The sequence below is a fragment of the Pseudomonas sp. GW821-FHT02A11 genome (assembly GCF_059421985.1).
In genome coordinates this window covers 203,178-228,634 of record NZ_JBWKWB010000005.1, presented here as the reverse complement: position 1 = coordinate 228,634, position 25,457 = coordinate 203,178, and the positions used below count along the sequence as shown (strand labels likewise).

The following is a 25,457-nucleotide window of genomic DNA, read 5'->3' as shown; positions in this document are numbered from 1 at the left end:
GGAAATTCATTAGGTAAAAGCCTCGTTCAAGCGAGACGCAATAGTGTCCAGCGGGCGAATCTCCATGGCGGCGTCGATGGCAGCTGCCGCTTTGGGCATGCCATACACCGCACAGCTTTGCTGGTCCTGGGCGATGGTGAGGAAGCCGCGCTGACGCATCAGCTTGAGCCCCTGAGCGCCATCGCGGCCCATACCTGTCAGCAGAACACCCACGGCATCACCGTTCCAATACGTAGCCACGCTCTCGAAAAACACGTCGATCGAGGGCCTGTAAATTTCGTTCACCGGCTCTGCGGTGTAGGCCAGGGTGCCGTTCTTGAGCAAACGCATGTGGTGGTTGGTGCCCGCCAGCAGCACAGTCCCCGCCTGCGGCGCCTCGCCTTCGCAGGCCAGCCGCACTGCCAGCCCCGACGAACTGCTCAACCACTGCGCCATACCGGCGGCGAACACTTGATCCACGTGCTGAACCAGCACGATGGCCGCCGGAAACTGTTTGGGCAGCCCCTTGAGCAACACTTCCAACGCTGCGGGGCCGCCGGCGGACGACCCGATGGCGACCAGCCCCTGACGCTGCGCTGTCGCGCGCATGGTGGGCGGCGCCTGGCGCACGCGGCTGTCACGCTGACCAATGAGCCAGCCTATATTAAGTATCTTGCGTAACAAAGGTGCGGCGGCTTCTTTAGGGTTGCCCGCGCCGATCGCAGGGGTGTCGACGACGTCCAGCGCACCATGGCCCATGGCCTCGAACACCCGGTGGACGTTCTGCTCACGGTCCACGGTCACAATGACGATGGCGCACGGCGTGGCGGCCATGATCCGTCGTGTGGCTTCTACCCCATCCATGACCGGCATGATGAGGTCCATCAGAATCAGATCCGGCGTCAGCTCTGCGCAACGCTCGACCGCTTCGGCGCCGTTGTTCGCCACCCACACCACCTGATGTTCAGGCTCGAACGCCAGCGCACGGCGCAGTGCCTCGACTGCCATGGGCATGTCGTTGACGATGGCGATCTTCATCCTTGCGCATCTCCTATCAGTTCGACGACAGCATCAAGGAGCGCGTCGTCATGAAAACTGGCCTTTGCCAGATAATAGTCGGCGCCGGCGTCAAGGCCCCGACGGCGATCTTCTTCGCGATCTTTGTAGGACACCACCATCACCGGCAAAGACTGCAAACGGCTGTCGCGGCGCAGCAAAGTCACCAGTTCGATGCCGTCCATGCGCGGCATGTCGATGTCGGTGATCAGCAGGTCGAAATCCTCGGCGCGCAAGGCGTTCCAGCCATCCATGCCATCCACCGCCACCGCCACCTCATAGCCGCGACTGAGCAACAGTTTGCGCTCAAGCTCGCGCACGGTGAGCGAATCGTCGACCACCAGCACGCGTTTGCGCGCCTGGGCGTCGGCCTGGCGGTTGCGCCGGTCGATGCGCTCCAGACGCCCGGTGTTGAGCAGTTTTTCCACCGAACGCAGCATGTCTTCGACGTCGATGATCAGCACCGCCGAACCGTCATCCAGCAACGCGCCTGCGGAAATATCCTGAACCTTGCCCAATCGCGGGTCGAGCGGCAGCACCACCAGCGTGCGCTCGCCGATGAAGCGCTCCACAGCCACGCCGTACACCGCATCACGCTCGCGAATGACCACAACCTTGAGCACGTCGGTGCTGTCCTGGCTGGCCGGGCGATTGAGCAACTGACTGGCTGCCACCAACCCGACATGCCGCTCTTCGTGCCAGAAATGCTGACGACCTTCCAGTTGCACGATTTCGTCGGCCTGTACGTCGCGCATGCATTCGATGTGTGCCAGCGGAAAGACATAGGCTTCGCCGCCCACCTCCACCACGAGACTGCGCACCACCGACAGCGTCAGGGGCACTTCCAGATGAAAGCGACTGCCCTGCCCCGCCTGCTGATGCAATTCCACGCCGCCGCGCAGCTGGCGCACCATGTGCAGCACCGCGTCGAGCCCTACCCCCCGGCCCGAGACTTCGGTGACCTTGTCGCGCATGCTGAAACCGGGCAGAAACAGGAAGCTCAGCAGCTCTTCTTCGCTCAACTGCGCAGCGGTTTCTTCAGGGGACAGCTTGCGATCGATAATGCTGCGACGCAGACGCTCAAGGTCAACACCGGCGCCGTCGTCGATCAGTTCCACCACCAGCAGGCCCGCCTGGTGGGAGGCCCTGAGCTGAATCAGGCCCTCGGCAGGTTTGCCGCTGGCCAGGCGTTGTTCGGGGAATTCGATGCCATGGTCCACGGCGTTACGCAGTAAATGAGTCAGCGGCGCTTCGAGTTTTTCCAGCACGTCGCGGTCGACCTGGGTTTTCTCACCATCGATTTCCAGGCGCACCTGCTTGCCCAGTGAACGCCCCAAGTCACGCACCATGCGCGCCTGCCCGGCCAGCACATCGGCAAACGGGCGCATGCGGCAGGCCAGCGCGGTGTCATATAACAGCTGCGCACGCTGGCTCGCCTGCCAGCCGAACTCGTCCAGATCAGCGGTCTGCTGGATCAACAGATGCTGCGCTTCGCTCAACAAACGGCGGGCTTCTTCCAGGGCTTTTTGCGCATCCGGATCGACACTGGCATCGAGCAAGGCTTCAAGGTTATCCAGCGCCCGACTGGCGCCGCTCTGGGAGCGTTTGACCCGCTGCATCGCAGTCAGATAAGGCTTGAGTCGCTGGGTTTCGACGAGAGACTTACTCGACAGATCCAGCAGGTTATTCAGGCGCTCGGCGGTCACCCGCAGCACCCGCTCGCCCCCCTCAGCCACACGCCGCTGGCGACGGTGCTCGTTTTTCGGCGCTGCCTGCTCCTCGCTTTCGGCAACCGCAGGCGCGGGCGCCACGGCAGGTTCGACCACGGCAGGCTGCTCGGTGACTGGCGCATCGGCAATCAGTGGCGCGTGGGCAGACTGCACCGACTCCACCAGCGCCTGGGCGTTGGCCAGCAGCAGGTCCTCCATCGAGGGCGCACGTGCTGGCGCGGCAGCGGCGTGGTGCGCGCCAGGCTTGATCAGGTCGTTCATCAGCGCGACGTAGCCGTCGATGTCGCCCTGCCCGACGCTGCTTGCGCCCGGCGTGGCGATGCGCATGAGCATGTCGGTGCCCATCAACAGCGCGTCGATGTGTTCAGGCTTGAGGTGCAGCCGGCCTTCCTGGGCCTCGACCAGACAATCCTCCATGACGTGGGAAACGCTGACCCCGGCATTGACCCCGACAATCCGCGCCGCGCCCTTGAGCGAGTGCGCCGCGCGCATGCAGGCTTCCAGCTGATCGGCCTGGGTCGGATTGCGCTCGAGCGCCAGCAGGCCCGCGCTCAGCACCTGCGTCTGTGCTTCGGCTTCGAGGGTAAACAGCTCGAACAGCGAGGCGTCGCGCATTTGATCGGGCGTCATGTCAGGCTCCGGTTCACGGCGGACAACAGGTGTTCTTCATCCAGCAAGCGCAGGCTGCGGTTTTTCCATTGCACCACCCCGCGAGTGAAACGCGCGTTGGCGTTCTGCGCGGGCACTGACGCGGCGTCCAGCAGGCGCGCTTCAATAGCGTGAATGCCGTCGACCTCGTCCACCGGCACCACCACCGGGCCGCCTTCGGCCGAGACGATGAGCATGCGCGGCATGACGCGACTGGCACTGGTCGGCGCAAAGGTGGTGTCCAGCCCCAACAGTTCGACGAACGACAGGCAAGCCACCAGCGCGCCGCGCACGTTAGCGACGCCGAGCAAGGCGCGAGAGCGTTGATGTGGCAGCGAGTGAATCGCCTGAACCGGCGACACCTCAACCAGGCAACGGGTCGGCAGGCCCAGCCATTCTTCGCCCAGTCGAAACACCACCAGCGAGCGCGTCTTGACGTCGCTGGCCAGCTCTTCGTGGACCACGACGCGATGCTCCTGGGCCAGCGCGTAGCGGTCCAGCAAACGCGTGGCGGCCGCCGAATACACCGAGCAGTTGCGACAATGGATGTGCTCGACCAACAGCGGGCAGGAGCGATCGCCGTGGATACCGATGCGGTTCCAGCAATCGTCGATGGCCTGGGCGTCGTCGCTGATCAATTCACTGTGTAAGCCGGTCATCGACTACGTCCTTCTTTATGCATGCCACGGGCCGCACGTTCCTGCAGACGGCGGGCACCGGCACTGTCACCCTGGGCGGCCAGCAACGCCGCCAGTTGCGCCAGGGCTTCAGGGTGCTGCGGTTCGAGATAGAGCGCCTTGCGGTAAAATCCTTGGGCGCCGATCACATCGCCGCCTACCTCGCTGAGCAGACCCAGCCAATAAAACACCGACGCAACGGGTTCATACCGTTTGAGGTATTGCTCGCAGGCCAGTTTGGCCTCGGCACTTTTGCCTTCATTGGCAAGCTGCTTGATGCTGCTCAGCAGCGTGGCCGCTTCACTTGCCGAAGCGGGCGAAGGCGCCGGACGTCGAGCGGGCGCAGGCACCGGCGCGAATGCACGCACAGCCGGTTTCGCACGCAGGCTCGGTACCGGTTTTGCGCTGACCGCAGGCGGCAAGGCTGGCATCGCCGGGGCGGCAGGCGAAACAAACGAAGGCTCTGCAGCCTCAGAGCGATGGCGAAAGGCAAACGACTGAGCGATGCCGATCGAGGCCATGCCCATGCGCCCCAACAAGCTGCCCTCGGCAGGGCCGATGAACAACACGCCGTCGTCGCGGGTCATGCGCTTGAGCGCCTCGAAACCCTGACGCTGGGTGTCGACGTCGAAATAGATCAGCAGGTTGCGACAGAACACGAAATCGTAGGCCGACTGCGCCACCAGAAGGGTCGGGTCAAGCAGGTTACCGGCTTGAAAACTGACCCGTTCGCGAATTTTCTCGTCCACGCGATAGCCGTCTTCGACCTGAGCGAAATACCGCTCACGAAAACCGAGCTGATCACCGCGAAAGGAATTCTTGCCATACACCGCGCGACGCGCACGCTGCAGCGACAGGGGGCTGATATCCACCGCCTCGACCTTGAACTGCTGCGGCTGAAGTCCGGCATCGAACAGGGCCATGGCGATCGAATAGGGCTCTTCGCCCGTCGAGCACGGCAGGCTGAGGATGCGCAGCGGGCGCGCGCCGCTCAATTGCGCGATGCGCGCAGCGGCCAGTTTGCCGAGGGTGACGAACGATTCCGGGTACCGGAAAAACCAGGTCTCGGGCACGATCACCGCTTCGATCAGTGCCTGTTGTTCTTCGGCCGAGCTCAGCAGCCATTGCCAGTAGGCATCGGCATCATTGGCCTTGACGCTGGCGCAGCGCTGGCGCACGGCGCGCTCGATGATGGCCTCGCCCACCGACGCCACGTCCAGGCCGATGCGGCTCTTGAGAAAAGCGAAGAAACGCGCATCTGAACTCATGGCGCGGCCTCTATGGCTTCAAGGTCCAGAGGCTGCGCAGGGAACAGCAGATCGCGAACCGGATCGGTGAGCAGATCCTGCACCTTGATCCATTGCAACAAACCCAGTTCGTCTTCACGCACCGGCCCCAGATACGGCGCCTCGCGGTTGTCCAGACCATAAGCCTTGAACTCGTCCACGGCGCAGCGAAGGGTGTCGGTCGCCTGCTCGAGAATCAGGCCAAGACGCTGCGCAGGACGATCACCGCCCAGGCGGTAAGTGACCAGCACCAACCGCGTACTGGTTCGCAGGGGGGCAGGCTCGCCAAAGCTCAGCGCGCTGAGGTCGATGACCGGCACCACTGCGCCTCGATGGGGAAAAACGCCCGCCACCCAGTGGGGCGCGCGGGCGATGGGTTTGAGCACCAGACGTGGCAGCACTTCGGCGACTTCGGTCGCCTCCAGCGCATAGCGTTCCTGCCCGATGCGAAACAGCAGGAACAGTTTGTTCTTCGGCAATATCGCTGTGCCGCGCTTGGCTGAATGCTCGGTCATGGTCCGGACTCAGACCTTGAAACGCGAAACGCCGCTGCGCAGTCCCACCGCCACCTGGCTCAACTCGTCGATGGCGAAGCTGGCCTGACGCAGGGACTCGACAGTCTGGCTGCTGGCGTCGCTCAGCTGGACCAACGCCTGGTTGATCTGCTCGGCGCCAGTGGCCTGGGCCTGCATGCCCTCGTTGACCATCAACACCCGCGGCGCCAAGGCCTGCACCTGGTGGATGATCTGCGAAAGCTGCTCGCCGACCTGAGTCACTTCGAACATGCCGCGACGCACTTCTTCGGAGAATTTGTCCATGCCCATCACGCCCGCCGACACCGCCGACTGAATCTCGCGCACCATCTGCTCGATATCGTAGGTGGCCACAGCGGTCTGGTCCGCAAGACGACGCACTTCGGTCGCGACCACGGCAAAACCACGGCCGTATTCACCGGCTTTTTCAGCCTCGATCGCCGCGTTCAGAGACAGCAGGTTGGTCTGGTCAGCGACCTTGACGATGGTCACCACCACCTGATTGATGTTGCCGGCCTTCTCGTTGAGGATCGCCAGCTTGGAGTTCACCAGATCCGCTGCGCCCATCACCGAATGCATGGTCTCTTCCATGCGCGCCAGGCCCTGCTGGCCGGAGCCCGCGAGAATCGAAGCCTGATCGGCCGCCGAGGTGACCTCGGTCATGGTGCGCACCAGATCGCGGGAGGTTGCGGCGATTTCACGGGAAGTGGCGCCAATCTCGGTCGTAGTGGCGGCCGTTTCGGTGGCAGTGGCCTGCTGTTGTTTGGAGGTGGCGGCAATCTCGGTGACCGATGTGGTGACCTGTACCGATGAGCGTTGCGCCTGAGACACCAGCGCGGCCAGTTCAGTGACCATGTCGTTGAAGCCAGTTTGCACCGAGTTGAATTCGTCCTGGCGATCAAGGTTCAGGCGGTTGCTCAAATCCCCGGTGCGCATGACCTCGAGAATCCGCACGATGCGGTTCATCGGCGCCAGAATCGCGCGCATCAGCAGCAGGCCACAGGCAGCAGCAGCCAGTACGGCGATGATCAGGGAAATGCCCAGGGTGATCTTGGCGCTGGCAACAGCAGCTTGAATGTCGTCGGATGCACGGTCGGCGTTGATCTTGTTCTTGGTGCCCAGCGCATTGAGCACCTTGCGACCGTCAACCCAAATCGGGGTCATTTGCTCGGCGAAGATACGTTGCGCCAAGGCGAAATTGTCGCTCTGATAAGCGCCCAGAATGCTGTTGAGTACCAACCCGTAACGCTCGCGCAGTTGCAGAAACTGCGCGAAATCATTGCGATCGGTTTCTTCGAAGATGCCCTTCTGATAACTGGCGATCTGCGCTTGCAGACGGTCATCGAATTCTTTGTATTGGTCTTCTTCGGCGTTGGTCAGGCTGCGTCCCGCACCCTCGGCGAGCAGTTGCTGAGTGCGCACGTAGCTCTCCACCCAGGCGCCGCGCACGGTGCTGCTGTAATAGACGCCCGGCAGCGCATCGAGGCGGACTTCGTCGCCGCTGTTTTCAATGACCAGCAGCCTGTTGAAAGCCACGACCACCATCAGCAGCATGATGGCGATGATTACAGCGAAGCTCGCCAAAATACGTTGACGCAACGTCCAGTTCTTCACAGTCAGCCCTCAAGAGTTCAACACCGGCGACACCGGGTTCAAGAAGCGGACCGACAGACGGCCCAACGCGAGCGGAGTATAGCCTAGTGCCTTATCAATAAACCGGGCTGTTTCCGACATGACTTACGTAATTACGCACACATATAACGGAAATATCTGACAAATAGTCAGCGCCGGGAGAGTCTGCTTGACAGCGGGGCGTTCAAGCAGAGGTCAGTACGGGATCAGACCTGTGAAAGCGAATTCATCTGCGAAAAATTATTCAGGCGACAGATTTGGCTCGGATTCACCGACCCTCGCGAATGAATCCGCTCCCACAGGGGAAAGGTGTGCTGCCGTGCGCCGCTACTGTTGAGCGTGCCGCACCTGACTTTCCAGCTCGGCCTTCAACCCCGGCGCCAGCTTCAGCTGCTTGGCTAACTCATCCAGATACGCGCGCTCCATGAAGTGCTCTTCATCGACCATCATCACGCTGGCCAGGTACATCTCGGCGGCGATTTCCGGAGTGTGCGCCGAGCGAGCGACGTCCACCGGGTCCAGCGGCTTGTTCAGCTCTGCGTGCAACCAGTGCTGCAACTCCTGATCCCCCGTCAGCCGAGTGAATTCACCCTCGATCAACTGCCGCTCGTTGTCATCGACATGGCCATCCGCTTTGGCGGCTGCCACCAGCGCGCGAAGAATGGCCTCGCTGTGCTGCTCGACCTGCGCAGGGGGCACCCGGTCTACGGTCTGCGGCTGGCTGGGCCCGGCGCCCGCCTGATTGGCCTGCCAGTTGCCATAGGCCTTGTACGCCAGTACGCCCAAGGCTGCCAGCCCGCCGTAAGTCAGGGCCTTGCCGCCGATCTTGCGTGCGCTTTTATTGCCCAGCAGCAAACCCATTGCCCCTGCCGCCAAGGCGCCGCCACCTGCGCCCGAGAGCAAGCCACCCAGATTGCCGCCGCCCACTTTGCCCAGTAAATCGTTGAGGCCACCCTGTGGGCCCTGACCTTGTGAACCGTGATTCGGCGCCTGGCCGGCCTTCTTCTGCAACAGGTCCTGACCGGATTTCAACAGCTGATCGAGCAAGCCACGGGTATTCATCGGAAACCTCCTGAAATGGATAAACGATCCGACCCGCAGGGTAAGGCGAAGTCGTCCGGGTCAGCTTTCAGGACTGCTTCTGGATGTTGCAGCTCTATGGAAGGGTCGCCGATGCCATTCGATTAAAACGATATACACTTCAAAGATTCTAAAAATCAGTCGCGAGCCGTTCCTTCATGATGACGCTACGTCAGATCCGCCACTTCATCGCCGTAGCCGAAACGGGTTCGATTTCCGCCGCCGCACAAGCCGTGTTCATTTCTCAGTCGACCCTGACGCTGGCCATTCAGCAGTTGGAAGAAGAGATCGGCGTCAACCTGTTCAGTCGCCACGCCAAGGGCATGACCCTGACCCACCAAGGGCATCAGTTCCTGCGCCAGGCGCACCTGATTCTCGCCACCGTGGAAAACGCCAAACGCAGCCTGCAGCAAGGCGCCGAACAAGTGGCGGGGCAGTTGGTGATCGGGGTGACGAGTCTGGTGGCGGGTTATTACCTGGCCGATCTGCTGATCCGCTTCCAGCGCGCCTACCCGAACGTTGACATCCGGGTGATGGAGGACGAGCGCCCCTACATCGAGCACCTGCTGGTCAGCGGCGAGATCGACATCGGTGTGCTGATCCTTTCCAACCTCGAAGACCGCCACGCCCTGCAAACCGAAGTGCTGACCCACTCGCCGTACCGACTCTGGCTGCCCGCCCAGCATCCGCTGCTCGACCACGACAACATCAACCTGGCGGAGGTGGCCCATGAGCCGCTGATTCAGCTCAACGTCGACGAAATGGGCAGCAACGCCCAGCGCATCTGGTCCCGCGCGGGGTTGCGGCCGAAGGTCACTTTGCGCACGGCCTCCACTGAGGCGGTGCGCAGCCTGGTGGCGGCGGGACTGGGTGTATCGATCCAGCCGGACATGACCTACCGCCCCTGGTCGCTTGAAGGCGACATCATCGAGGCCCGCCCCATCGCCGACCTGACCCAGACCCTGGACGTCGGCCTGGCATGGCGTCGCGGCACGGCTCGGCCTTCATTGGTCGATCCGTTTCTCAGTGTGGCCCGCGAGCAGCCGCATCCGGGACGCCGGCCATCGATTTAATCGAACGCTGCGTTCTGTATTTAGAATTTGTCGACCACTGCATGTGGCACTAGGCTCTGAGGCTTAGAACAGGAATGTTGCAGAGTTTTTCTGAACGCTTCGGTCGTAACCTGTGGGAGCGAATTCGTTCTGGGCGGCATCCCGACGAGGCGGCGTTACAGCCAATAGAGATGCATCGTCTGGAAAACCGATTCGCGAATGAATTCGCTCCTACAGGTTGTCTTGCGTTGCGAATACATCGATTCAAGGAAGCTTCGAACAATGGCTGGCGACACCAACCCACAACGCTTTACCTCTCTGCTCATCGATGGCGAGCAAGTCGCAGGTCAGGGTTTTGTCGAGCCGATTCTCAACCCGGCCACGGGCGAGGTCCTTACCCACATTGCCGAGGGCAGCACCGAGCAGGTCGAGAGCGCCATTCTGGCCGCCAACCGTGCCTTCCCCGCCTGGTCGCGCACCACGCCTCAGCAACGCTCGAACATCCTGCTCAGCATCGCCGATGCCATCGAAAAGAACGCCGATCACCTTGCGCAACTGGAAGCCCTTAATTGCGGCAAGCCCCTGCACCTGGCGCGTCAGGACGATCTGAGCGCGACAGTCGATGTGTTCCGTTTTTTTGCCGGTGCCGTGCGCTGCCAGACCGGCCAGCTGTCCGGCGAATACGTGCCGGGCTACACCAGCATGGTGCGCCGCGACCCGATTGGCGTGGTCGCCTCGATCGCGCCGTGGAACTACCCGATCATGATGGCGGCCTGGAAAATCGCCCCGGCCCTGGCGGCAGGCAACACCCTGGTATTCAAACCCTCCGAACACACACCGCTGTCGGTACTGGCGCTGGCCCCGGTGTTCGCCGAGCTGTTGCCCAAGGGCGTGATCAACATCATTTGCGGCGGCGGCGAAGGCGTGGGCAGTCATCTGGTCAGCCACCCGAAAATCCGCATGGTTTCGCTGACCGGCGATATCGTCACCGGCCAGAAGATCCTTCAGGCCGCCGCGAAAACCCTCAAACGCACCCACCTCGAACTCGGTGGCAAGGCGCCGGTGATCGTCTGCAACGACGCCGACATCGCCGCGGTGGTCGAGGGCGTGCGCACCTACGGCTATTACAACGCCGGCCAGGATTGCACCGCCGCCTGCCGCATCTACGCCCAGGCCGGGATTCACGACAAGCTGGTGGCCGAACTCGGCGCCGCCGTCAGTAGCCTGCGCTTTGCCAGCAAACGCGACGTCGACAACGAGATCGGCCCGCTGATCAGCACCCGCCAGCGTGACCGCGTGGCCAGTTTCGTCGAACGCGCCCTGAGCCAGCCGCACATCGAGCGAGTCACTGGCGCTGCCGTGCACTCAGGCCCTGGCTTCTTCTATCAGCCGACCCTGCTCGCGGGCTGCAAACAGGGCGATGAAATCGTCCAGCGTGAAGTGTTCGGCCCGGTGGTGACCGTGACCCGCTTCGACGAACTGTCCGAGGCCGTGGACTGGGCCAACGATTCCGAATACGGCCTGGCGTCGTCGATCTGGACGCAGAATCTGGACAAGGCCATGCAGGTCGCAGCGCGCCTGCAATACGGCTGCACCTGGATCAACAGCCATTTCATGCTGGTCAGCGAAATGCCCCACGGCGGTTTGAAGCGTTCAGGCTATGGCAAGGATCTGTCCAGCGATTCGCTTCAGGATTACAGCGTGGTGCGCCACGTCATGGCCAGGAGCAGCTATGAGTTGTGAGCGGCAAGCTGCAAGAAAAAGCGTCAGAGCTGCGTAGGTTTTGAGTTCAGAGCAATAAAAGAAAAAAAGGGGAGCAACTGAATTTTCCAGCTAGAAGTAACGAGTGGGCGCGATGACCACTTGCAGCTTGTAGCTTGCGACTTGCAGCTGGCTCCCTACCACTGATTTCCTGCCAACCATAAGTTAAAGAGGGAACCGTATGTCAGTGCAAAAGACCATGTTATTGGGAGCCATAGTCGGCGCGATGTTGACGAGCGGCGCCGTGCAGGCGGCCGAAACGCTCAAGGCTGTCGGCGACGGCGAAGGTCAGCTGGATATCGTGGCGTGGCCGGGTTACATCGAACGAGGCGAAAGCGACAAGGCCTATGACTGGGTCACCGGTTTCGAGAAGGAGACCGGTTGCAAGGTCAACGTCAAGACCGCCGCGACCTCCGACGAGATGGTCAGCCTGATGACCAAGGGCGGTTATGACCTGGTGACGGCGTCGGGCGATGCCTCGTTGCGTCTGGTGGCCGGCAAGCGCGTGCAGCCGATCAATACCGACCTGATCCCCAACTGGAAAACCCTTGACCCGCGTCTCAAGGACGGCCCGTGGTACACCGTCAACAAGCAGACCTACGGTACGCCCTATCAGTGGGGCCCCAACGTGCTGATGTACAACACCAACGTGTTCAAGACCCCGCCGGTGAGCTGGAGCGTGGTGTTCGAGGCTCAAGACCTGCCCGATGGCAAGCCGAACAAGGGCCGCGTGCAGGCCTATGACGGCCCGATCTACATCGCCGACGCCGCGCTGTACCTCAAGACCGCCAAGCCGGAACTGAAGATCCAAGACCCCTACCAGTTGACCGAAACCCAGTACAACGCCGTGCTTGACCTGCTGCGCGCGCAACACCCGCTGGTGCATCGCTACTGGCATGACGCGACCGTGCAGATGAGTGACGTGAAAAACGAAGGCGTCGCGGCCTCAAGCTCCTGGGGCTACATGGTCAACGGTCTGGTCGCCGACAAACAGCCGGTCGCCTCGACCATCCCGCAGGAAGGCGCCACCGGCTGGGCTGACACCACCATGCTGCACGCCGACGCCAAGCATCCGAACTGCGCCTACAAGTGGATGGACTGGTCGCTGCAACCGAAAGTCCAGGGTGATGTCGCGGCCTGGTTCGGGTCGCTGCCGGTCGTGCCTGCGGCGTGCAAGGCCAGCGACCTGCTGGGCGCCGAAGGGTGTGCCACCAACGGCTTCGATCTGTTCGACAAGATCGCCTTCTGGAAAACCCCGCAGGCCGAGGGCGGCAAATACGTGCCCTACAGCCGCTGGACCCAGGATTACATCGCGATCATGGGTGGGCGGTAGTTCTACAGTCTGCCGGTGATGATCGTTCCCACGCAGGACTTAGGAACGATCATCAAATTTACTGGGTGAAAGCGGCCCACTGTGGGAGCGAATTCATTCGCGAGAGGCCTGTTCGGTCGATGCATCTTTATCGCCTGACCAATTCTTCGCGAATGAATTCGCTCCCACAGGAGACCCCGTGCACCCGCCTCTCCCGCCGCACGCATTTAGGCTTCACCCGGCGAACCCGCTGCGACGGCGTTCGCTTTCAATAGAGGTTTCATCATGACCCTTGCAGTCCAGTTCACCCACGTTTCCCGTCAGTTCGGCGAAGTGAAGGCCGTTGACCGGGTTTCCATCGACATCAAGGACGGCGAGTTCTTTTCCATGCTGGGCCCTTCGGGTTCGGGCAAAACCACCTGCCTGCGTCTGATCGCAGGCTTCGAACAACCCAGCGCAGGCTCGATCCGCATCCATGGCGAAGAGGCCGCAGGCCTGCCGCCGTATCAGCGCGACGTCAACACGGTGTTCCAGGACTACGCGCTGTTCCCGCACATGAACGTGCGCGACAACGTCGCCTATGGCCTGAAGGTCAAGGGCGTCGGCAAAAGCGAACGCCTGACCCGCGCCGAAGAGGCCCTGAGCATGGTCGCGCTGGGCGGCTACGGCGATCGCAAACCTGTGCAACTTTCAGGCGGGCAGCGCCAGCGCGTGGCTCTGGCGCGGGCGCTGGTCAATCGGCCTCGGGTCCTGCTGCTGGACGAACCCCTCGGCGCCCTGGACCTCAAACTGCGCGAGCAGATGCAGAGCGAGCTGAAAAAACTGCAACGCCAACTGGGCATCACCTTCATCTTCGTGACCCACGATCAGACCGAAGCGCTGTCGATGTCCGATCGCGTTGCCGTGTTCAACAAGGGTCGCATCGAGCAGGTCGACACCCCGCGCAATCTGTACATGAAACCGGCCACCACGTTCGTCGCCGAATTCGTCGGAACCTCCAATGTGCTGCGCGGCGAGCTGGCGCAACACCTCAGTGGCAAACCTAACGCGTTCTCGATTCGCCCCGAGCACATTCGCTTTGCCGAAGGCCCGGTGGGCAGTCACGAGATTGAAGTCAGCGGGCTGCTCCACGACATCCAATACCAAGGCAGCGCCACGCGCTTCGAGCTGAAACTGGACAACGGCCAGACCCTCAGCGTCAGCCAGGCCAACACCCAATGGCTGGACACCAGCGCGCAGCATCAACCCGGCCAGCGCGTCACCGCACGCTGGGCCCGCGAAGCGATGATCCCCCTGCATGACACGGCTATTGAGCAAACGGCAGAGGCCCGCTGAAATGAGCCAGACACTCGCCCATTCAGCGTCGATACCAGGGTCATCGTCTTTGCGGCGCTTTTCCAATCTGTTGTACCGACGGCCGAATCTGTACCTGTCGCTGCTGCTCGTCCCGCCGCTGCTGTGGTTCGGCGCGATCTACCTCGGCTCGCTGCTGGGATTGCTGTGGCAGGGGTTCTACACCTTCGACGACTTCAGCATGACGGTTACCCCAGACCTGACGCTGGTCAACTTCGGCGCGCTGTTCAATCCGGCCAACTTCGACGTGATCCAGCGCACGCTGAGCATGGCCATCGCTGTGTCCATCGCCAGCGCCATTGTCGCCTTTCCCATCGCCTACTACATGGCGCGTTACACCACGGGCAAGACCAAGGCGTTTTTCTACATCGCAGTGATGATGCCGATGTGGGCCAGTTACATCGTCAAGGCCTACGCCTGGACACTGCTGCTGGCCAAGGGCGGCGTGGCGCAGTGGTTCGTCCAGCATCTGGAGCTGGAGCCGGCGTTGCACGCAATTCTGGGGATTCCCGGCGTGGGCGGCAGCACTTTGTCGACCTCGCACCTGGGGCGCTTTCTGGTGTTCGTTTACATCTGGCTGCCGTTCATGATCCTGCCGATTCAGGCGTCCCTCGAACGCCTGCCGCCTTCGCTGCTGCAAGCTTCGGCGGACCTGGGCGCCAAGCCTCGGCAGACCTTCATGCAGGTGATTTTGCCGCTGTCGGTGCCAGGCATCGCAGCGGGTTCGATCTTCACCTTTTCGCTGACCCTGGGCGACTTCATCGTGCCGCAGCTGATTGGCCCGCCGGGTTACTTCATCGGCAGCATGGTCTACGCCCAGCAAGGCGCCATCGGCAACATGCCCATGGCCGCGGCCTTCACCCTGGTGCCGATTGTGCTGATCGCCATTTACCTGTCCATCGTCAAACGACTGGGGGCTTTCGATGCGCTCTGAGCCTGTAATCAAACACGGCGATCAAGCCTCCTGGGGCCTGAAAATCGCCGCCTGGGGCGGGCTGGTGTTTCTGCACTTCCCGATCCTGATCATCTTCATGTACGCCTTCAACACCGAAGACGCCGCCTTCAGCTTTCCGCCTCAGGGCTTCACGTTGAAGTGGTTCAGCGTGGCGTTCTCGCGGCCCGACGTGCTGGAGTCGATCAAGCTGTCGCTGCAGATCGCCTGCGTCGCCACGTTGATCGCACTGGTGCTTGGCACCCTGGCGTCGGCGGCGTTGTATCGCCGGGACTTCTTTGGCAAGGACGGTATCTCGCTGATGCTGATCCTGCCCATCGCCCTGCCCGGCATCATCACAGGGCTCGCGCTGCTGTCGGCGTTCAAGACGCTGGGGATCGAGCCCGGGATGTTCACCATCATCGTCGGCCACGCGACGTTCTGCGTGGTGATCGTCTACAACAACGTCATTGCCCGCCTGCGCCGCACCTCCCACAGTCTGATCGAAGCCTCGATGGACCTGGGCGCCGACGGCTGGCAGACCTTTCGCTACATCATCATGCCCAACCTCGGATCCGCGCTGTTGGCGGGCGGGATGCTGGCGTTCGCGTTGTCGTTCGACGAGATCATCGTCACCACCTTTACCGCGGGTCACGAACGCACCTTGCCGATCTGGCTGCTCAATCAACTCAGCCGCCCGCGCGATGTACCGGTGACCAACGTTGTCGCGATGCTGGTGATGATCGTGACCATGCTGCCGATCCTGGGCGCCTATTACCTGACACGCAGCGGTGAAAGCGTGGCGGGGAGCGGCGGTAAATAATCACCAGAATACGGGGCGCCATCACACATCATCTGTGGGAGCGAACTCATTCGCGAGAGGGCGGCCCATCCGATGGAGATGCATCGCCTGCAAAACCGATTCGCGAATGAATTCGCTCCCACAGAAGGCCCGTGTTGAATCAAAAAAATATCGGCAGCCGACATGCCGCACGAACTATCCAACGGATCGAACAAGAGGACAAACCCATGCAAACCAAACTGCTGATCAATGGCCATCTGGTCGCCGGTGAAGGTCCCGCGCAACCCGTGTTCAACCCTGCTCTGGGCCGGGTGCTGGTGGAGATCAACGAAGCCACCGAAGCCCAGGTCGACACCGCTGTGCGCGCCGCCGATGCCGCGTTCGAAAGCTGGTCACAAACGGCCCCCAAAGACCGTTCGCTGTTGCTGTTGAGGCTGGCCGACGCCATCGACGCCAATGCCCAAGAACTGGCCAAACTGGAGTCGGACAACTGCGGCAAGCCCTACCACGCCGCGTTGAACGACGAGCTGCCAGCGATCGCCGACGTGTTCCGCTTTTTCGCCGGCGCCAGCCGCTGCATGGGTGGTTCGGCGGCGGGTGAATACCTGCCGGGGCACACCTCGATGATCCGCCGCGACCCGGTGGGCGTCATCGCCTCGATCGCGCCCTGGAACTATCCGCTGATGATGGTCGCCTGGAAAATCGCCCCGGCCTTGGCCGCTGGCAACACCGTGGTGCTGAAACCTTCCGAGCAAACCCCGCTGACCGCGCTGCGTCTGGTGGAACTGGCCAACGACATCTTCCCGGCAGGTGTGCTGAACCTGGTGTTCGGTCGTGGCCAGACGGTGGGCAACCCGCTGGTGACCCACCCCAAAGTGCGCATGGTCTCGCTGACCGGCTCCATCGCCACCGGCTCGCACATCATTTCCAGCACCGCCGACAGCGTCAAACGCATGCACATGGAACTGGGCGGCAAGGCGCCGGTGATCATTTTCGACGACGCCGACATCGATGCTGCCGTCGAAGGCATTCGCACCTTCGGCTTCTATAACGCTGGCCAGGACTGCACCGCCGCCTGCCGCATCTACGCGCAGAAAGGCATCTACGAAAAATTCGTGCAGAAGCTGGGCGAAGCGGTCAGCACGATCAAAGTCGGCCAGCAGGATGATCCTGAAACCGAGCTCGGCCCGCTGATCACCGCGCAGCATCGCGACCGCGTGGTGGGTTTCGTCGAGCGCGCCATCGCCCAATCCCACTCCCGCCTGATCACCGGCGGCAAGGCCATCGAAGGCAACGGCTTCTTCTTCCAGCCCACTGTGATCGCTGACGTGCAGCAGGACGACGAGATCGTTCGTCGCGAAGTGTTCGGGCCGGTGGTGTCGGTCACGCCGTTCGACGATGAGGCGCAAGTGCTGGGCTGGGCCAACGATTCGGATTACGGCCTGGCCTCGTCGGTGTGGACCCAGGACGTCGGCCGCGCCCACCGTCTTTCGGCCCGCCTGCAATACGGCTGCACCTGGGTGAACACGCACTTCATGTTGGTCAGCGAAATGCCCCACGGCGGTCAGAAGTTGTCCGGCTACGGGAAGGACATGTCCATGTATGGCCTTGAGGACTACACCACGGTGCGGCATGTGATGTTCAAGCATTGAGATGCGTGGCCTGCAACCGAGGCCATCGCGGATGAATCCGCTCCCACAGGGGTGCGCATCCCAACAGTGGGAGCGATTTCATTCGCGATGATGCTCTGGAAACCTGCGCAAAACTGGGTCGCGAGCCTCAGAAGACCTACTCCGGCAAGCTGAGCCTGCGCCTGGAACCTGCTCTACATGCCAGCATCGCCTGCAAAGCGGAGCTGGCTCACAAGAGGATCAATCAATGGGTCAGCGACTTGCTCTTCCATGCGATAAACAGTGATTAGAATTTGATATCACCGCGCAACCCCTGCACCAATCGATGGTCAACACTTTCGACGTTGCTTTGGATGGGCAGGGTTTTTTTGCTATTCGTTCGAGCATTTAAAACCCACAGGCCATTCCATTCACCCTTCAACTGGATAGGATGGGTGAGGATTTTTTCGGTCCGGCTCCGTAGAATGATGATCCCTGCCTGGAGCTTGCCTCGTTGACCAGATATCCGCGCTTTCCCGCAGGTGACAGTGAGGCCGCTCGTACCCTTTCGGGGATCGACTGGAGCACGTCATCCCTTGGCCCTATGGAGCAATGGCCACCAGCGCTGAAGATCCATCTCAACCTGATCCTCAATTCCCCCGAGTCCATGTACCTGCTGTGGGGGCCTGATCTGCTGTTTTTCCACAACGACGCCTAGGCCCCCGTGCTCGGCCCGCGCCTGGACAAGGCCATGGGCGCGCGGATGCAGGAGCTGTGGTCGGACGTGTGGGATCAGGTGCTGCCCAATGTCGAAAACGCCCTGCGCGGCATTCCTTATCAATGCGAAGACCTGCCGCTGACCATGGCCCGTTACGGCGAGATCGAGCGCACTTGGTGGTCTTTTTCCTTCTCGCCGCTGATTGATGAACACAATGAAGTGGCGGGCTTGCTGTGCGTCACCAACGAAACCACCCAGCGCGTCGTCAACCAGCGCGCCCTGAGAGCCAGTGAACAGCGTCGGCTGGAGCTGATCGAGGACCTGGAGCGTCAGGTGATCGAACGGGCGCATGAGCGGGGTTTGACTTGGCAGGTCAGCCCGGACCTGCTGTCAGTGATGACCCAGGACCTGCGTTTCGAAACCACCAACCCGGCATGGCGACTGACGTTGGGCTGGTCGGATGAGGAGCTGTCGAAGAAGACGTTTGCCGATCTGCTGCACCCCGATGACGCCGTCCGCAGCCTGGACGCCTTCGGCGCCCTGACGCGCAATCATCCCGTGCTTAATCTGGAAAACCGCTACCGACGCAAGGACGGCAGCTATCGCTGGCTGTCGTGGGTGGCGGTGCCCGAGGGCGGCAAGATGTATTGCAGCGCGCGGGACATCACCTTCGAGAAGCAGCAGGCCGACGCGCTGCGGCTGGCCGAGGATGCCTTGCGCCAGTCGCAGAAAATGGAAGCCGTGGGCCAGCTCACCGGTGGCCTGGCCCATGACTTCAACAACCTGTTGATGGGCGTCAGCGGCAACCTCGAACTGCTGAAAAACCGGGTCGCCAAAGGCCGTACCGATCATCTGGACCGCTACATCGACTCGGCGCTGGAAGGCTCACGTCGTGCCGCCGCGCTGACTCACCGGCTGCTGGCCTTCTCACGTCGGCAAACCCTCGACCCGAGCTCCACCGATGTCGATCAACTGGTCGAAGACATGGCCGAGCTGATCCGCCGCACCGTGGGGCCTTCCATCGCCATGGACGTCATCGCGACGCGAGGTCTTTGGAAGACTCTGGTGGACGCCCATCAACTGGAAAACGCGCTGCTCAACCTGTGCCTGAACGCTCGCGATGCCATGCCCGATGGCGGTCAACTGCTGATCGAAACCAGCAACAGGACGCTGGACAGTGCCGAGGCTCTTCGACTGGAACTGGTCGAGGGGCATTACGTCGCGCTGTGTGTCAGCGACAACGGCATCGGCATGAGCAGCGATGTCGTGAAACGTGCCTTTGACCCGTTTTTCACCACTAAGCCCTTTGGCATGGGCACCGGGTTGGGCTTGTCGATGATCTACGGGTTCGCCCGCCAGTCAGGGGGTGGCGTGCACATTCAGTCGACACCCGGTCGCGGCTCACAGGTGTGCATTTACCTGCCTGCCCAGCCTGAAGTGACGCCGACGGTCGACACCGTTCCGATTGTCTCGCCCTCGAAACAAGCGACTGCCAGAGACACCGTGATGGTGGTGGACGACGAGCCGTCGGTGCGTGCGCTGATGGTCGAGGTGCTGAGCGATCTGGGCTATGACGTGCTGCAAGCCGGTAACGGGGCCATGGCGCTGGAAATCCTGCAGACGTCGCAGACCATCGACCTGCTGATCTCGGACGTGGGCTTGCCCGGCGGGATGAACGGTCGGCAGCTGGCCGATGCGGCGCGCATGTTACGGCCGGAGCTGAAGGTTCTGTTCGTGACGGGATACGCTGAAAACGCGGCGTTGGGGAAGGGCAAACTTGCGCCCGGGATGCATGTGCTGACCAAGCCGTTTTCGATTCCGGTGCTTGGCGCGCGGGTGAAGGGGGTGTTGGAGGATCAGTAGCGCACACATACCTGTGGGAGCGAATTCATTCGCGATGGGTGGGTACATTCGATAGAGATGTGTCGAATGTATCGCCCTCTCGCGAATAAATTCGCTTCCACAGGGTCAATCTGCATCAGCTCAATCGCGCAAATCCGACTCATGGATCGGCTGATCGCGATGGGTTGCCCGCTGATACTGCGCAGGCCACACCGCCTGACGTCCGCCCAAATCGTCATCGGCATGCAACGGCCAGTAAGGATCGCGCAACAGCTCTCGCGCCAGCAGGATCAGATCGGCCTGCCTGGTGCGCAAAATGGTGTCGGCCTGGAAAGGCTCGGTGATCATGCCCACCGTCCCCGTGGCGATCCCGGCTTGGCTGCGCACACGCCCCGCAAACTCGGTCTGATACCCGGGCCCCACTGGAATCTCTGCATTGGCCGCGGTCCCGCCGGATGACACATCGATCAGGTCGACACCCAGCGTTTTCAGACGTTTGGCCAGCTCAACCGTTTCGTCCGGATTCCAGCCATCTTCCACCCAGTCCGTCGCCGACACGCGCACGAACAACGGCAATTCTTTAGGCCAGACTTTGCGCACTGCTTCGGTAACTTCCAGCGTCAGGCGAATACGGTTTTCGAACGAACCGCCGTACTGATCGCGGCGCTGATTGCTCAACGGCGACAGAAATTGATGCAGCAGATAACCATGAGCGGCGTGAATTTCAACGACACTGAAGCCTGCCGTCAGCGCACGCTTGGCGGCGTCGACGAAGGCCTGAATCACTTTCTGGATTTGATCGTCTTCAAGGGGGGTGGGCTGAGTGTGTTGAGGGTCGAAGGCGATCTTCGACGGCCCCCACGGTGTCCAGCCGCCCTGATCAGCAGGAATACTGCCCTGCTTGCCCAGCCAAGGGCGCCAGGTGCTAGCCTTGCGCCCGGCATGGGCCAGTTGAATGCCGGCAACGGCACCCTGGGCGTTGATGAATCGGGTAATGCGTTGCAGCGGCTCGATCTGCTCGTCGGACCAGATGCCGAGGTCTTCCGGCGTGATGCGACCGTCCCGAGTCACGGCCGCCGCTTCTGTGAAAATCAGCCCGGCACCGCCCACGGCGCGGCTGCCCAAATGGACCAGATGCCAGTCATTGGCCAGACCGTCCTGGGACGAGTACTGGCACATCGGCGAGACCACGATGCGGTTGCGCAGCTCCAGCTGACGCAGGGTGTAGGGTTCAAGCAGCAGGCTCATGGGCACCTCTCAAGTCGCGTTGGCAGGTCCTTTGGTTCCGAACCTAGAGCCTAGTCGACAACGTGAGGGAAGTTGCGGTTCCTGCCGGCCAGTCAGCGCGGGGAAATGTGCGCGACCATCAACTGCACGGTTTCATTGCCGCGAAACTCGTTCAAGTCCAGCTTGTAGGCCAGTTCGACCCAACGCACCGTCGGGTTCGGCCAGACATCACGGTCCACGCTGAAGGCGATGCCATCGAGTTTCACGGTGCCACATTCGGTCTTGAGGACCATCTTCAGATGCCGCTCGCCGACCACCCGCTGCTCTACCAGCTGAAACACGCCATGAAACAGCGGCTCCGGAAAGTGCTGCCCCCACGGCCCGGCATTGCGCAGTGCACGTGCCAGCTCCAGATGAAACTCCTCGACCGCCAGCGTGCCATCGGACAGCAGACGACCTGTGAGGTCCTCTTCGGTGAGCTGACGACGCACTTCGGCATCGAAAGCCTCAGCGAACGCCGGGAAGTTTTCCGCCGGCAACGACAGCCCGGCGGCCATGGCGTGGCCACCGAACTTGCTGATCAATTCAGGGTGCTTGGCCGCCACAGCGTCCAGCGCATCGCGAATATGGAACCCCGGCACCGAACGCGCCGAGCCCTTCAACACCCCCTCCCCTGCACTGGCAAAGGCGATGGTCGGCCGGTGGTAGCGCTCTTTCAGGCGCGAGGCCAGAATCCCGATTACGCCCTGGTGCCACTCGGCCTCATAAAGGCAAAGGCCGAAGGGCATCGATTCGACCGGCAAGTCCTTGAGCTGGGCCAAGGCTTCGCGCTGCATGCCCTGCTCGATGGATTTACGGTCCTGATTGAGCTCGTCCAGCTGCACGGCCATTTCCCGCGCCAGGGTTTCGTCATCGCAGAGCAGGCATTCGATGCCCAAACTCATGTCGTCCAGACGCCCCGCCGCGTTCAGTCGTGGACCGAGGATGAAGCCCAGATCCGTCGAGGTGATACGCGACGGCTCGCGGCGTGCGACCTCCAGAATCGCGCGCAGGCCCGGACGCGCGCGCCCGGCACGAATCCGCATCAGGCCCTGGTGCACCAGAATGCGGTTATTGGCGTCCAGCGGCACGACGTCGGCCACGCTGCCCAATGCCACCAGATCCAGTAACTCACCCAGGTTCGGTTGCGCACGGCCATTGGCCTCGAACCAGCCGATGTCGCGCAAACGCGCGCGCAGGGCCATCAGCACGTAGAACATCACGCCGACACCGGCCAGCGCCTTGCTCGGGAACGTGCAGCCGGGCTGGTTCGGGTTGACGATGGCATCCGCCGCTGGCAGCTCGTGGCCCGGCAAGTGGTGGTCGGTGACCAACACCTGCAAGCCCGCCGCCTTGGCCGCTGCCACGCCTTCGACGCTGGAAATTCCGTTGTCCACGGTCATCAACAGATCAGGCTGACGCTCCAGCGCGACCTTGACGATTTCCGGGGTCAGGCCGTAGCCGTATTCGAAGCGGTTGGGCACCAGATAGTCGACGTGGGCCGCGCCCAACAGGCGCAGGCCAAGCACGCCAACGGTGCTGGCGGTGGCGCCATCAGCGTCGAAGTCACCGACGATCAGGATGCGCTGACGCTGCTGCAATGCGCTGACCAGCAGGTCGACCGCCGCATCGATCCCCTTGAGCTGCTGATACGGGATCAGCCGCGCCAGGCCCTTGTCCAGCTCATCCTGAGACATCACGCCGCGCGAGGCATACAAACGGGTCAACAGGGGTGGCAGATCGCCAAGAAATGGCAGGGTGTCGGGCAACTGGCGTGATTCGATGCGCATGCGGGTTCCGCTGATGTTCTTCTATTGAAGCTAGATGTGGGGGTATCGGAACGGCGATCAGCCGCGCTCACCCGCCAGCCATTGCAATTGCACTTCGTGCTGGCCGCGATCGTCGGTCACGAAGATCGTGCCTTCGCTGATCATCACGTCCCACTTGATGACGCGGGGCATGTCCTTGGCCAGGGTTTCCAGCACGTCCTGAGGCACGGCGGCAATGTTGACATTCTTCAAGGACTTCACCGCTGGCACGACCTTGCCTTCCCACACGCGCAGGCTGCCGTAGGCCAAGAGGCTGGTGCGTTCGGTGCGACGGGAGCACCAGGTCAGGCGGTCGGCATCGGGCTGGCCGACTTCGATCCAGTGCAACACGCGGTCATCCAGGCTTTTTTCCCACAGCGCCGGCTCGTCAACGTCCGACAGACCGCGGCCAAACGACAGTTGTTCGCTGTACCAGAACGCGTAGGCCAAAAGCCGCACGGCCATGCGTTCTTCGGTTTCCGAAGGGTGGCGGGCGATGGTCTGTTTGACGTTTTCATACACCCCACGATCGAGGTCGGTGAGGTTGAGTTCAAATTTGTAGGTCGTGGACGGCTGGGCCATGAACGGACTTCTAAAGACGGGAAAGGCGCCAAGTCTAACCGATGCATGGCCGTTGAACGACCAGACTCGATGATTGATCGACGTCCTTGCGAAAATGAACGTGCGAAGCGTCGGCGCAGTGCTTTACTGATGCGACGGTGACGAGTGTTAAACAAATGGACTACAACGCCGATACCTTGATGCGAGACCCTCTAGAATGAAGTTTACAGAGCGGCCCGTTGCGCACTCAGGCCCTGTTCCCCAGGGCCACGCCAGCATCGCCTCCAGTCAGTTTTTTCGGGATTTACATCGACGGATGGTCAATTGCTACCCGCGTTTTAACAGATCCGGGCTCTTTGTCCTGCTCGCGACATCGGTACTGAGCACGACGCCCGGCACCGCCCACGCCAAGGAAACCCTGACCTGGCTGCTGCGCGATTTTCCTCCGCTGACCATCTTCGCCGGCCCGCAGACAGGCCAGGGCGCCATCGACCGGCTGATGCCCGAACTCATCGAGCGAATGCCCGAATACAATCACCAGATCATGCACGTCAATCGCGCGCGCGGCACGCAGATGCTTCAGGATCCTGACGTGTTCGCCTGCGACCCCACCCTGTTGTGGACGCCAGAGCGGGATAAAACCATTCTGTTTTCGATCCCGACCTATGCCACGCCAGGCAATGGCGTGACCATCGAGAAGAGCAATCACGAGAAGTTCGCGCCGTTCCTGACAGCAGACGGCCATCTGGACCTGTCCGCGTTGCTGGCGAGCAATACTGTCAAGGTGGGCATCGTCGCCGAACGCAGCTACGGCCCGACCATCGACAAGATCCTGCGCACTACCCCGCAACAGGACAACCTGATCCTGCACTACGGTAACGCCGCGGTGGGCAGCATGTTGCAGATGGAACGCATGGACCGTTTCCAGGCCATCATCAGTTACTGGCCGGAGGCGCGTTATCACGCTCAGCAGCAGAACATTGCGCTGACGGAGCTGGAATTCTTCCCGGTCAAGGACGCGCCCAAGTACCAGTTCGCCCACATCGGCTGTTCGAAGAACGACAAGGGCCGCGCGGCCATGGAGGTGATCAACCGGGAAATGCGCGTGCTCCGGACCACCAAGCTGATCGGCTTCTACGCGCAATGGATGGTCAAGAAAGAGGAATATCTGCGCGACGCGCAGACCTTTTTCGACGCGCCGGAAAACTGAAATCGCAGGCAAAAAGAAACCCCGAGCAGCGGGGAGACTACTCGGGGTCAACCGTGGTCCTTCTTGGACCCGTACGGCAGGCAACATAAACACCGGAGCACAATGCCTGCGCCTGCCGTAATGGATAGGAGCCTATTCAATAGATAAGGTTCCCCGCCGCTCAGACAAAAGCTCGACCGGCGGCGAAATTGTTGACCTGTGTCGCATTACGCATGGCGGCGATGACGCACGGTTCGATGCGTCCCTCAGCGACCATCAGATCGCGGTGCAGCCCGTCGACCACATCGGTCAACTGACGCTTGTCACACAATTGCGCAGCGTAATACACACGTTCGATCACGATCGCACCGGCTGCATTTCTCAGCGTCACCAGACGCTCGCCATTGACCCCGACCGTTCCCAGGCTTGCCTGATACGGTGCCAGGGCTTCGCTTAGCAGTAAGCTGATATTTTCCATCTGGATCACCACTCAACTGTTTGAATGCAAAGGTGCTTATCAATGACCATCGGCACCCGCGCAAAGTTCTGTGCGCCGAAAATCGGACGATTGCTGCCGCCGTTCATGGAGCATGCCTGCCGATTGTGACAGACGGAATTCAGGATCATGAGC

21 protein-coding genes and 3 pseudogenes are annotated in these 25,457 nt (G+C 61.7%); 11 read left to right on the top strand and 13 right to left on the bottom strand.

From position 1 onward, the window contains the following. Positions 1-9: 9 nt before the first annotated feature. The 8 genes and pseudogenes from AC07V9_RS10360 to AC07V9_RS10325 all read right to left on the bottom strand — a co-directional run bounded on the left by AC07V9_RS10360 (position 10) and on the right by AC07V9_RS10325 (position 8,603). The gene (locus AC07V9_RS10360) at positions 10-1,017 is read right to left on the bottom strand and encodes a chemotaxis response regulator protein-glutamate methylesterase (protein WP_495015621.1); all 1,008 of its coding nucleotides are present in this window, start codon (positions 1,015-1,017) and stop codon (positions 10-12) included. Next, a pseudogene (locus AC07V9_RS10355) lies at positions 1,014-2,783 on the bottom strand (hybrid sensor histidine kinase/response regulator); the annotation flags it as partial. The pseudogene AC07V9_RS10355 and the gene AC07V9_RS10360, both read right to left, overlap by 4 nt. A 236-nt stretch (positions 2,784-3,019) precedes the next feature. Continuing rightward, a pseudogene (locus AC07V9_RS10350) lies at positions 3,020-3,395 on the bottom strand (Hpt domain-containing protein); the annotation flags it as partial. Further along, positions 3,392-4,072 carry a chemotaxis protein CheW gene (locus AC07V9_RS10345; RefSeq protein ID WP_495015620.1) on the bottom strand — a complete coding sequence of 227 codons (681 nt, stop codon included), beginning with the start codon at positions 4,070-4,072 and terminating at the stop codon, positions 3,392-3,394. The gene AC07V9_RS10345 and the pseudogene AC07V9_RS10350, both read right to left, overlap by 4 nt. After that, on the bottom strand, positions 4,069-5,358 hold the full coding sequence (locus AC07V9_RS10340; RefSeq protein ID WP_495015619.1) for a CheR family methyltransferase: 1,290 nt from the start codon (positions 5,356-5,358) through the stop codon (positions 4,069-4,071). Before AC07V9_RS10340 ends, AC07V9_RS10345 begins: the two co-directional genes overlap by 4 nt. Next, positions 5,355-5,891: a chemotaxis protein CheW gene (locus AC07V9_RS10335; protein WP_495015618.1), complete on the bottom strand. Its 537-nt coding sequence runs from the start codon at positions 5,889-5,891 to the stop codon at positions 5,355-5,357. Before AC07V9_RS10335 ends, AC07V9_RS10340 begins: the two co-directional genes overlap by 4 nt. Before the next feature lie 9 nt (positions 5,892-5,900). Then, positions 5,901-7,523: a methyl-accepting chemotaxis protein gene (locus tag AC07V9_RS10330; protein WP_495015617.1), complete on the bottom strand. Its 1,623-nt coding sequence runs from the start codon at positions 7,521-7,523 to the stop codon at positions 5,901-5,903. A 345-nt stretch (positions 7,524-7,868) separates the two neighbouring features. Beyond that, on the bottom strand, positions 7,869-8,603 hold the full coding sequence (locus AC07V9_RS10325; protein ID WP_495015616.1) for a tellurite resistance TerB family protein: 735 nt from the start codon (positions 8,601-8,603) through the stop codon (positions 7,869-7,871). Positions 8,604-8,779: 176 nt separating this feature from the next. Between AC07V9_RS10325 and AC07V9_RS10320 the strand changes: the two genes are divergently transcribed. The 10 genes and pseudogenes from AC07V9_RS10320 (at position 8,780) to AC07V9_RS10275 (ending at position 20,023) form a co-directional block, all read left to right on the top strand. Beyond that, the gene (locus AC07V9_RS10320) at positions 8,780-9,694 is read left to right on the top strand and encodes a LysR family transcriptional regulator (protein ID WP_495015615.1); all 915 of its coding nucleotides are present in this window, start codon (positions 8,780-8,782) and stop codon (positions 9,692-9,694) included. Positions 9,695-9,955: 261 nt separating this feature from the next. Next, a complete protein-coding gene (locus tag AC07V9_RS10315) occupies positions 9,956-11,416 on the top strand; it encodes a gamma-aminobutyraldehyde dehydrogenase (protein ID WP_495015614.1) in 1,461 nt (486 codons plus the stop codon). A gap of 199 nt (positions 11,417-11,615) precedes the next feature. Continuing rightward, a complete protein-coding gene (gene ydcS, locus AC07V9_RS10310) occupies positions 11,616-12,767 on the top strand; it encodes a putative ABC transporter substrate-binding protein YdcS (RefSeq protein ID WP_495015613.1) in 1,152 nt (383 codons plus the stop codon). A gap of 264 nt (positions 12,768-13,031) precedes the next feature. Then, positions 13,032-14,081 carry an ABC transporter ATP-binding protein gene (locus tag AC07V9_RS10305; RefSeq protein WP_495015612.1) on the top strand — a complete coding sequence of 350 codons (1,050 nt, stop codon included), beginning with the start codon at positions 13,032-13,034 and terminating at the stop codon, positions 14,079-14,081. Between the two features lies 1 nt (position 14,082). Continuing rightward, positions 14,083-15,033, top strand: a complete 951-nt coding sequence (locus AC07V9_RS10300; RefSeq protein ID WP_495015611.1) for an ABC transporter permease — start codon at positions 14,083-14,085, stop codon at positions 15,031-15,033. After that, positions 15,023-15,853 (top strand): ABC transporter permease, encoded by an 831-nt coding sequence (locus tag AC07V9_RS10295; RefSeq protein WP_495015610.1) that lies wholly within the window; start codon positions 15,023-15,025, stop codon positions 15,851-15,853. Before AC07V9_RS10300 ends, AC07V9_RS10295 begins: the two co-directional genes overlap by 11 nt. Positions 15,854-16,059: 206 nt before the next feature. Then, entirely contained in the window at positions 16,060-17,484 is a 1,425-nt protein-coding gene (locus AC07V9_RS10290; protein ID WP_495015609.1) for a gamma-aminobutyraldehyde dehydrogenase, read from the top strand. 86 nt (positions 17,485-17,570) lie between these two features. Beyond that, a pseudogene (locus AC07V9_RS10285) lies at positions 17,571-17,753 on the top strand (toxin-antitoxin system HicB family antitoxin); the annotation flags it as partial. 203 nt (positions 17,754-17,956) lie between these two features. Continuing rightward, the gene (locus AC07V9_RS10280; protein ID WP_495015608.1) at positions 17,957-18,160 is read left to right on the top strand and encodes a hypothetical protein; all 204 of its coding nucleotides are present in this window, start codon (positions 17,957-17,959) and stop codon (positions 18,158-18,160) included. 6 nt (positions 18,161-18,166) lie between these two features. Then, positions 18,167-20,023: a hybrid sensor histidine kinase/response regulator gene (locus AC07V9_RS10275; protein ID WP_495015607.1), complete on the top strand. Its 1,857-nt coding sequence runs from the start codon at positions 18,167-18,169 to the stop codon at positions 20,021-20,023. Between the two features lie 120 nt (positions 20,024-20,143). On the opposite strand, the gene AC07V9_RS10270 is transcribed toward AC07V9_RS10275, so the two are convergent. The 3 genes from AC07V9_RS10270 to AC07V9_RS10260 form a co-directional block, all read right to left on the bottom strand. After that, on the bottom strand, positions 20,144-21,250 hold the full coding sequence (locus AC07V9_RS10270) for an NADH:flavin oxidoreductase/NADH oxidase (protein WP_495015606.1): 1,107 nt from the start codon (positions 21,248-21,250) through the stop codon (positions 20,144-20,146). Positions 21,251-21,342: 92 nt separating this feature from the next. Further along, positions 21,343-23,058, bottom strand: a complete 1,716-nt coding sequence (recJ, locus tag AC07V9_RS10265) for a single-stranded-DNA-specific exonuclease RecJ (RefSeq protein ID WP_495015605.1) — start codon at positions 23,056-23,058, stop codon at positions 21,343-21,345. A 57-nt stretch (positions 23,059-23,115) separates the two neighbouring features. Next, a complete protein-coding gene (locus tag AC07V9_RS10260) occupies positions 23,116-23,658 on the bottom strand; it encodes a YaeQ family protein (RefSeq protein ID WP_495015604.1) in 543 nt (180 codons plus the stop codon). Between the two features lie 295 nt (positions 23,659-23,953). Here AC07V9_RS10260 and AC07V9_RS10255 point away from each other — a divergent pair, with 295 nt between their 5' ends. Then, positions 23,954-24,847, top strand: coding sequence for a TIGR02285 family protein (locus AC07V9_RS10255; RefSeq protein ID WP_495015603.1), 894 nt, complete (start codon positions 23,954-23,956; stop codon positions 24,845-24,847). A 160-nt stretch (positions 24,848-25,007) separates the two neighbouring features. On the opposite strand, the gene AC07V9_RS10250 is transcribed toward AC07V9_RS10255, so the two are convergent. Both AC07V9_RS10250 and AC07V9_RS10245 read right to left on the bottom strand, forming a co-directional pair. Further along, positions 25,008-25,304, bottom strand: a complete 297-nt coding sequence (locus AC07V9_RS10250) for a DUF3509 domain-containing protein (protein ID WP_495015602.1) — start codon at positions 25,302-25,304, stop codon at positions 25,008-25,010. 5 nt (positions 25,305-25,309) lie between these two features. Continuing rightward, complete coding sequence (locus AC07V9_RS10245) at positions 25,310-25,453, bottom strand: hypothetical protein (protein ID WP_495015601.1); 144 nt, start codon at positions 25,451-25,453, stop codon at positions 25,310-25,312. Positions 25,454-25,457: the final 4 nt, after the last annotated feature.

Bases quoted from the DNA above. Each gene is read 5' to 3' on its own strand.
- AC07V9_RS10360 (WP_495015621.1), bottom strand. From the start codon at position 1,017: ATGAAGATCGCCATCGTCAACGACATGCCCATGGCAGTCGAGGCACTG.
- AC07V9_RS10345 (WP_495015620.1), bottom strand. From the start codon at position 4,072: ATGACCGGCTTACACAGTGAATTGATCAGCGACGACGCCCAGGCCATC.
- AC07V9_RS10340 (WP_495015619.1), bottom strand. From the start codon at position 5,358: ATGAGTTCAGATGCGCGTTTCTTCGCTTTTCTCAAGAGCCGCATCGGC.
- AC07V9_RS10335 (WP_495015618.1), bottom strand. From the start codon at position 5,891: ATGACCGAGCATTCAGCCAAGCGCGGCACAGCGATATTGCCGAAGAAC.
- AC07V9_RS10325 (WP_495015616.1), bottom strand. From the start codon at position 8,603: ATGAATACCCGTGGCTTGCTCGATCAGCTGTTGAAATCCGGTCAGGAC.
- AC07V9_RS10320 (WP_495015615.1), top strand. From the start codon at position 8,780: ATGATGACGCTACGTCAGATCCGCCACTTCATCGCCGTAGCCGAAACG.
- AC07V9_RS10315 (WP_495015614.1), top strand. From the start codon at position 9,956: ATGGCTGGCGACACCAACCCACAACGCTTTACCTCTCTGCTCATCGAT.
- ydcS (WP_495015613.1), top strand. From the start codon at position 11,616: ATGTCAGTGCAAAAGACCATGTTATTGGGAGCCATAGTCGGCGCGATG.
- AC07V9_RS10305 (WP_495015612.1), top strand. From the start codon at position 13,032: ATGACCCTTGCAGTCCAGTTCACCCACGTTTCCCGTCAGTTCGGCGAA.
- AC07V9_RS10300 (WP_495015611.1), top strand. From the start codon at position 14,083: ATGAGCCAGACACTCGCCCATTCAGCGTCGATACCAGGGTCATCGTCT.
- AC07V9_RS10295 (WP_495015610.1), top strand. From the start codon at position 15,023: ATGCGCTCTGAGCCTGTAATCAAACACGGCGATCAAGCCTCCTGGGGC.
- AC07V9_RS10290 (WP_495015609.1), top strand. From the start codon at position 16,060: ATGCAAACCAAACTGCTGATCAATGGCCATCTGGTCGCCGGTGAAGGT.
- AC07V9_RS10270 (WP_495015606.1), bottom strand. From the start codon at position 21,250: ATGAGCCTGCTGCTTGAACCCTACACCCTGCGTCAGCTGGAGCTGCGC.
- recJ (WP_495015605.1), bottom strand. From the start codon at position 23,058: ATGCGCATCGAATCACGCCAGTTGCCCGACACCCTGCCATTTCTTGGC.
- AC07V9_RS10260 (WP_495015604.1), bottom strand. From the start codon at position 23,658: ATGGCCCAGCCGTCCACGACCTACAAATTTGAACTCAACCTCACCGAC.
- AC07V9_RS10255 (WP_495015603.1), top strand. From the start codon at position 23,954: ATGGTCAATTGCTACCCGCGTTTTAACAGATCCGGGCTCTTTGTCCTG.
- AC07V9_RS10250 (WP_495015602.1), bottom strand. From the start codon at position 25,304: ATGGAAAATATCAGCTTACTGCTAAGCGAAGCCCTGGCACCGTATCAG.
- AC07V9_RS10245 (WP_495015601.1), bottom strand. From the start codon at position 25,453: ATGATCCTGAATTCCGTCTGTCACAATCGGCAGGCATGCTCCATGAAC.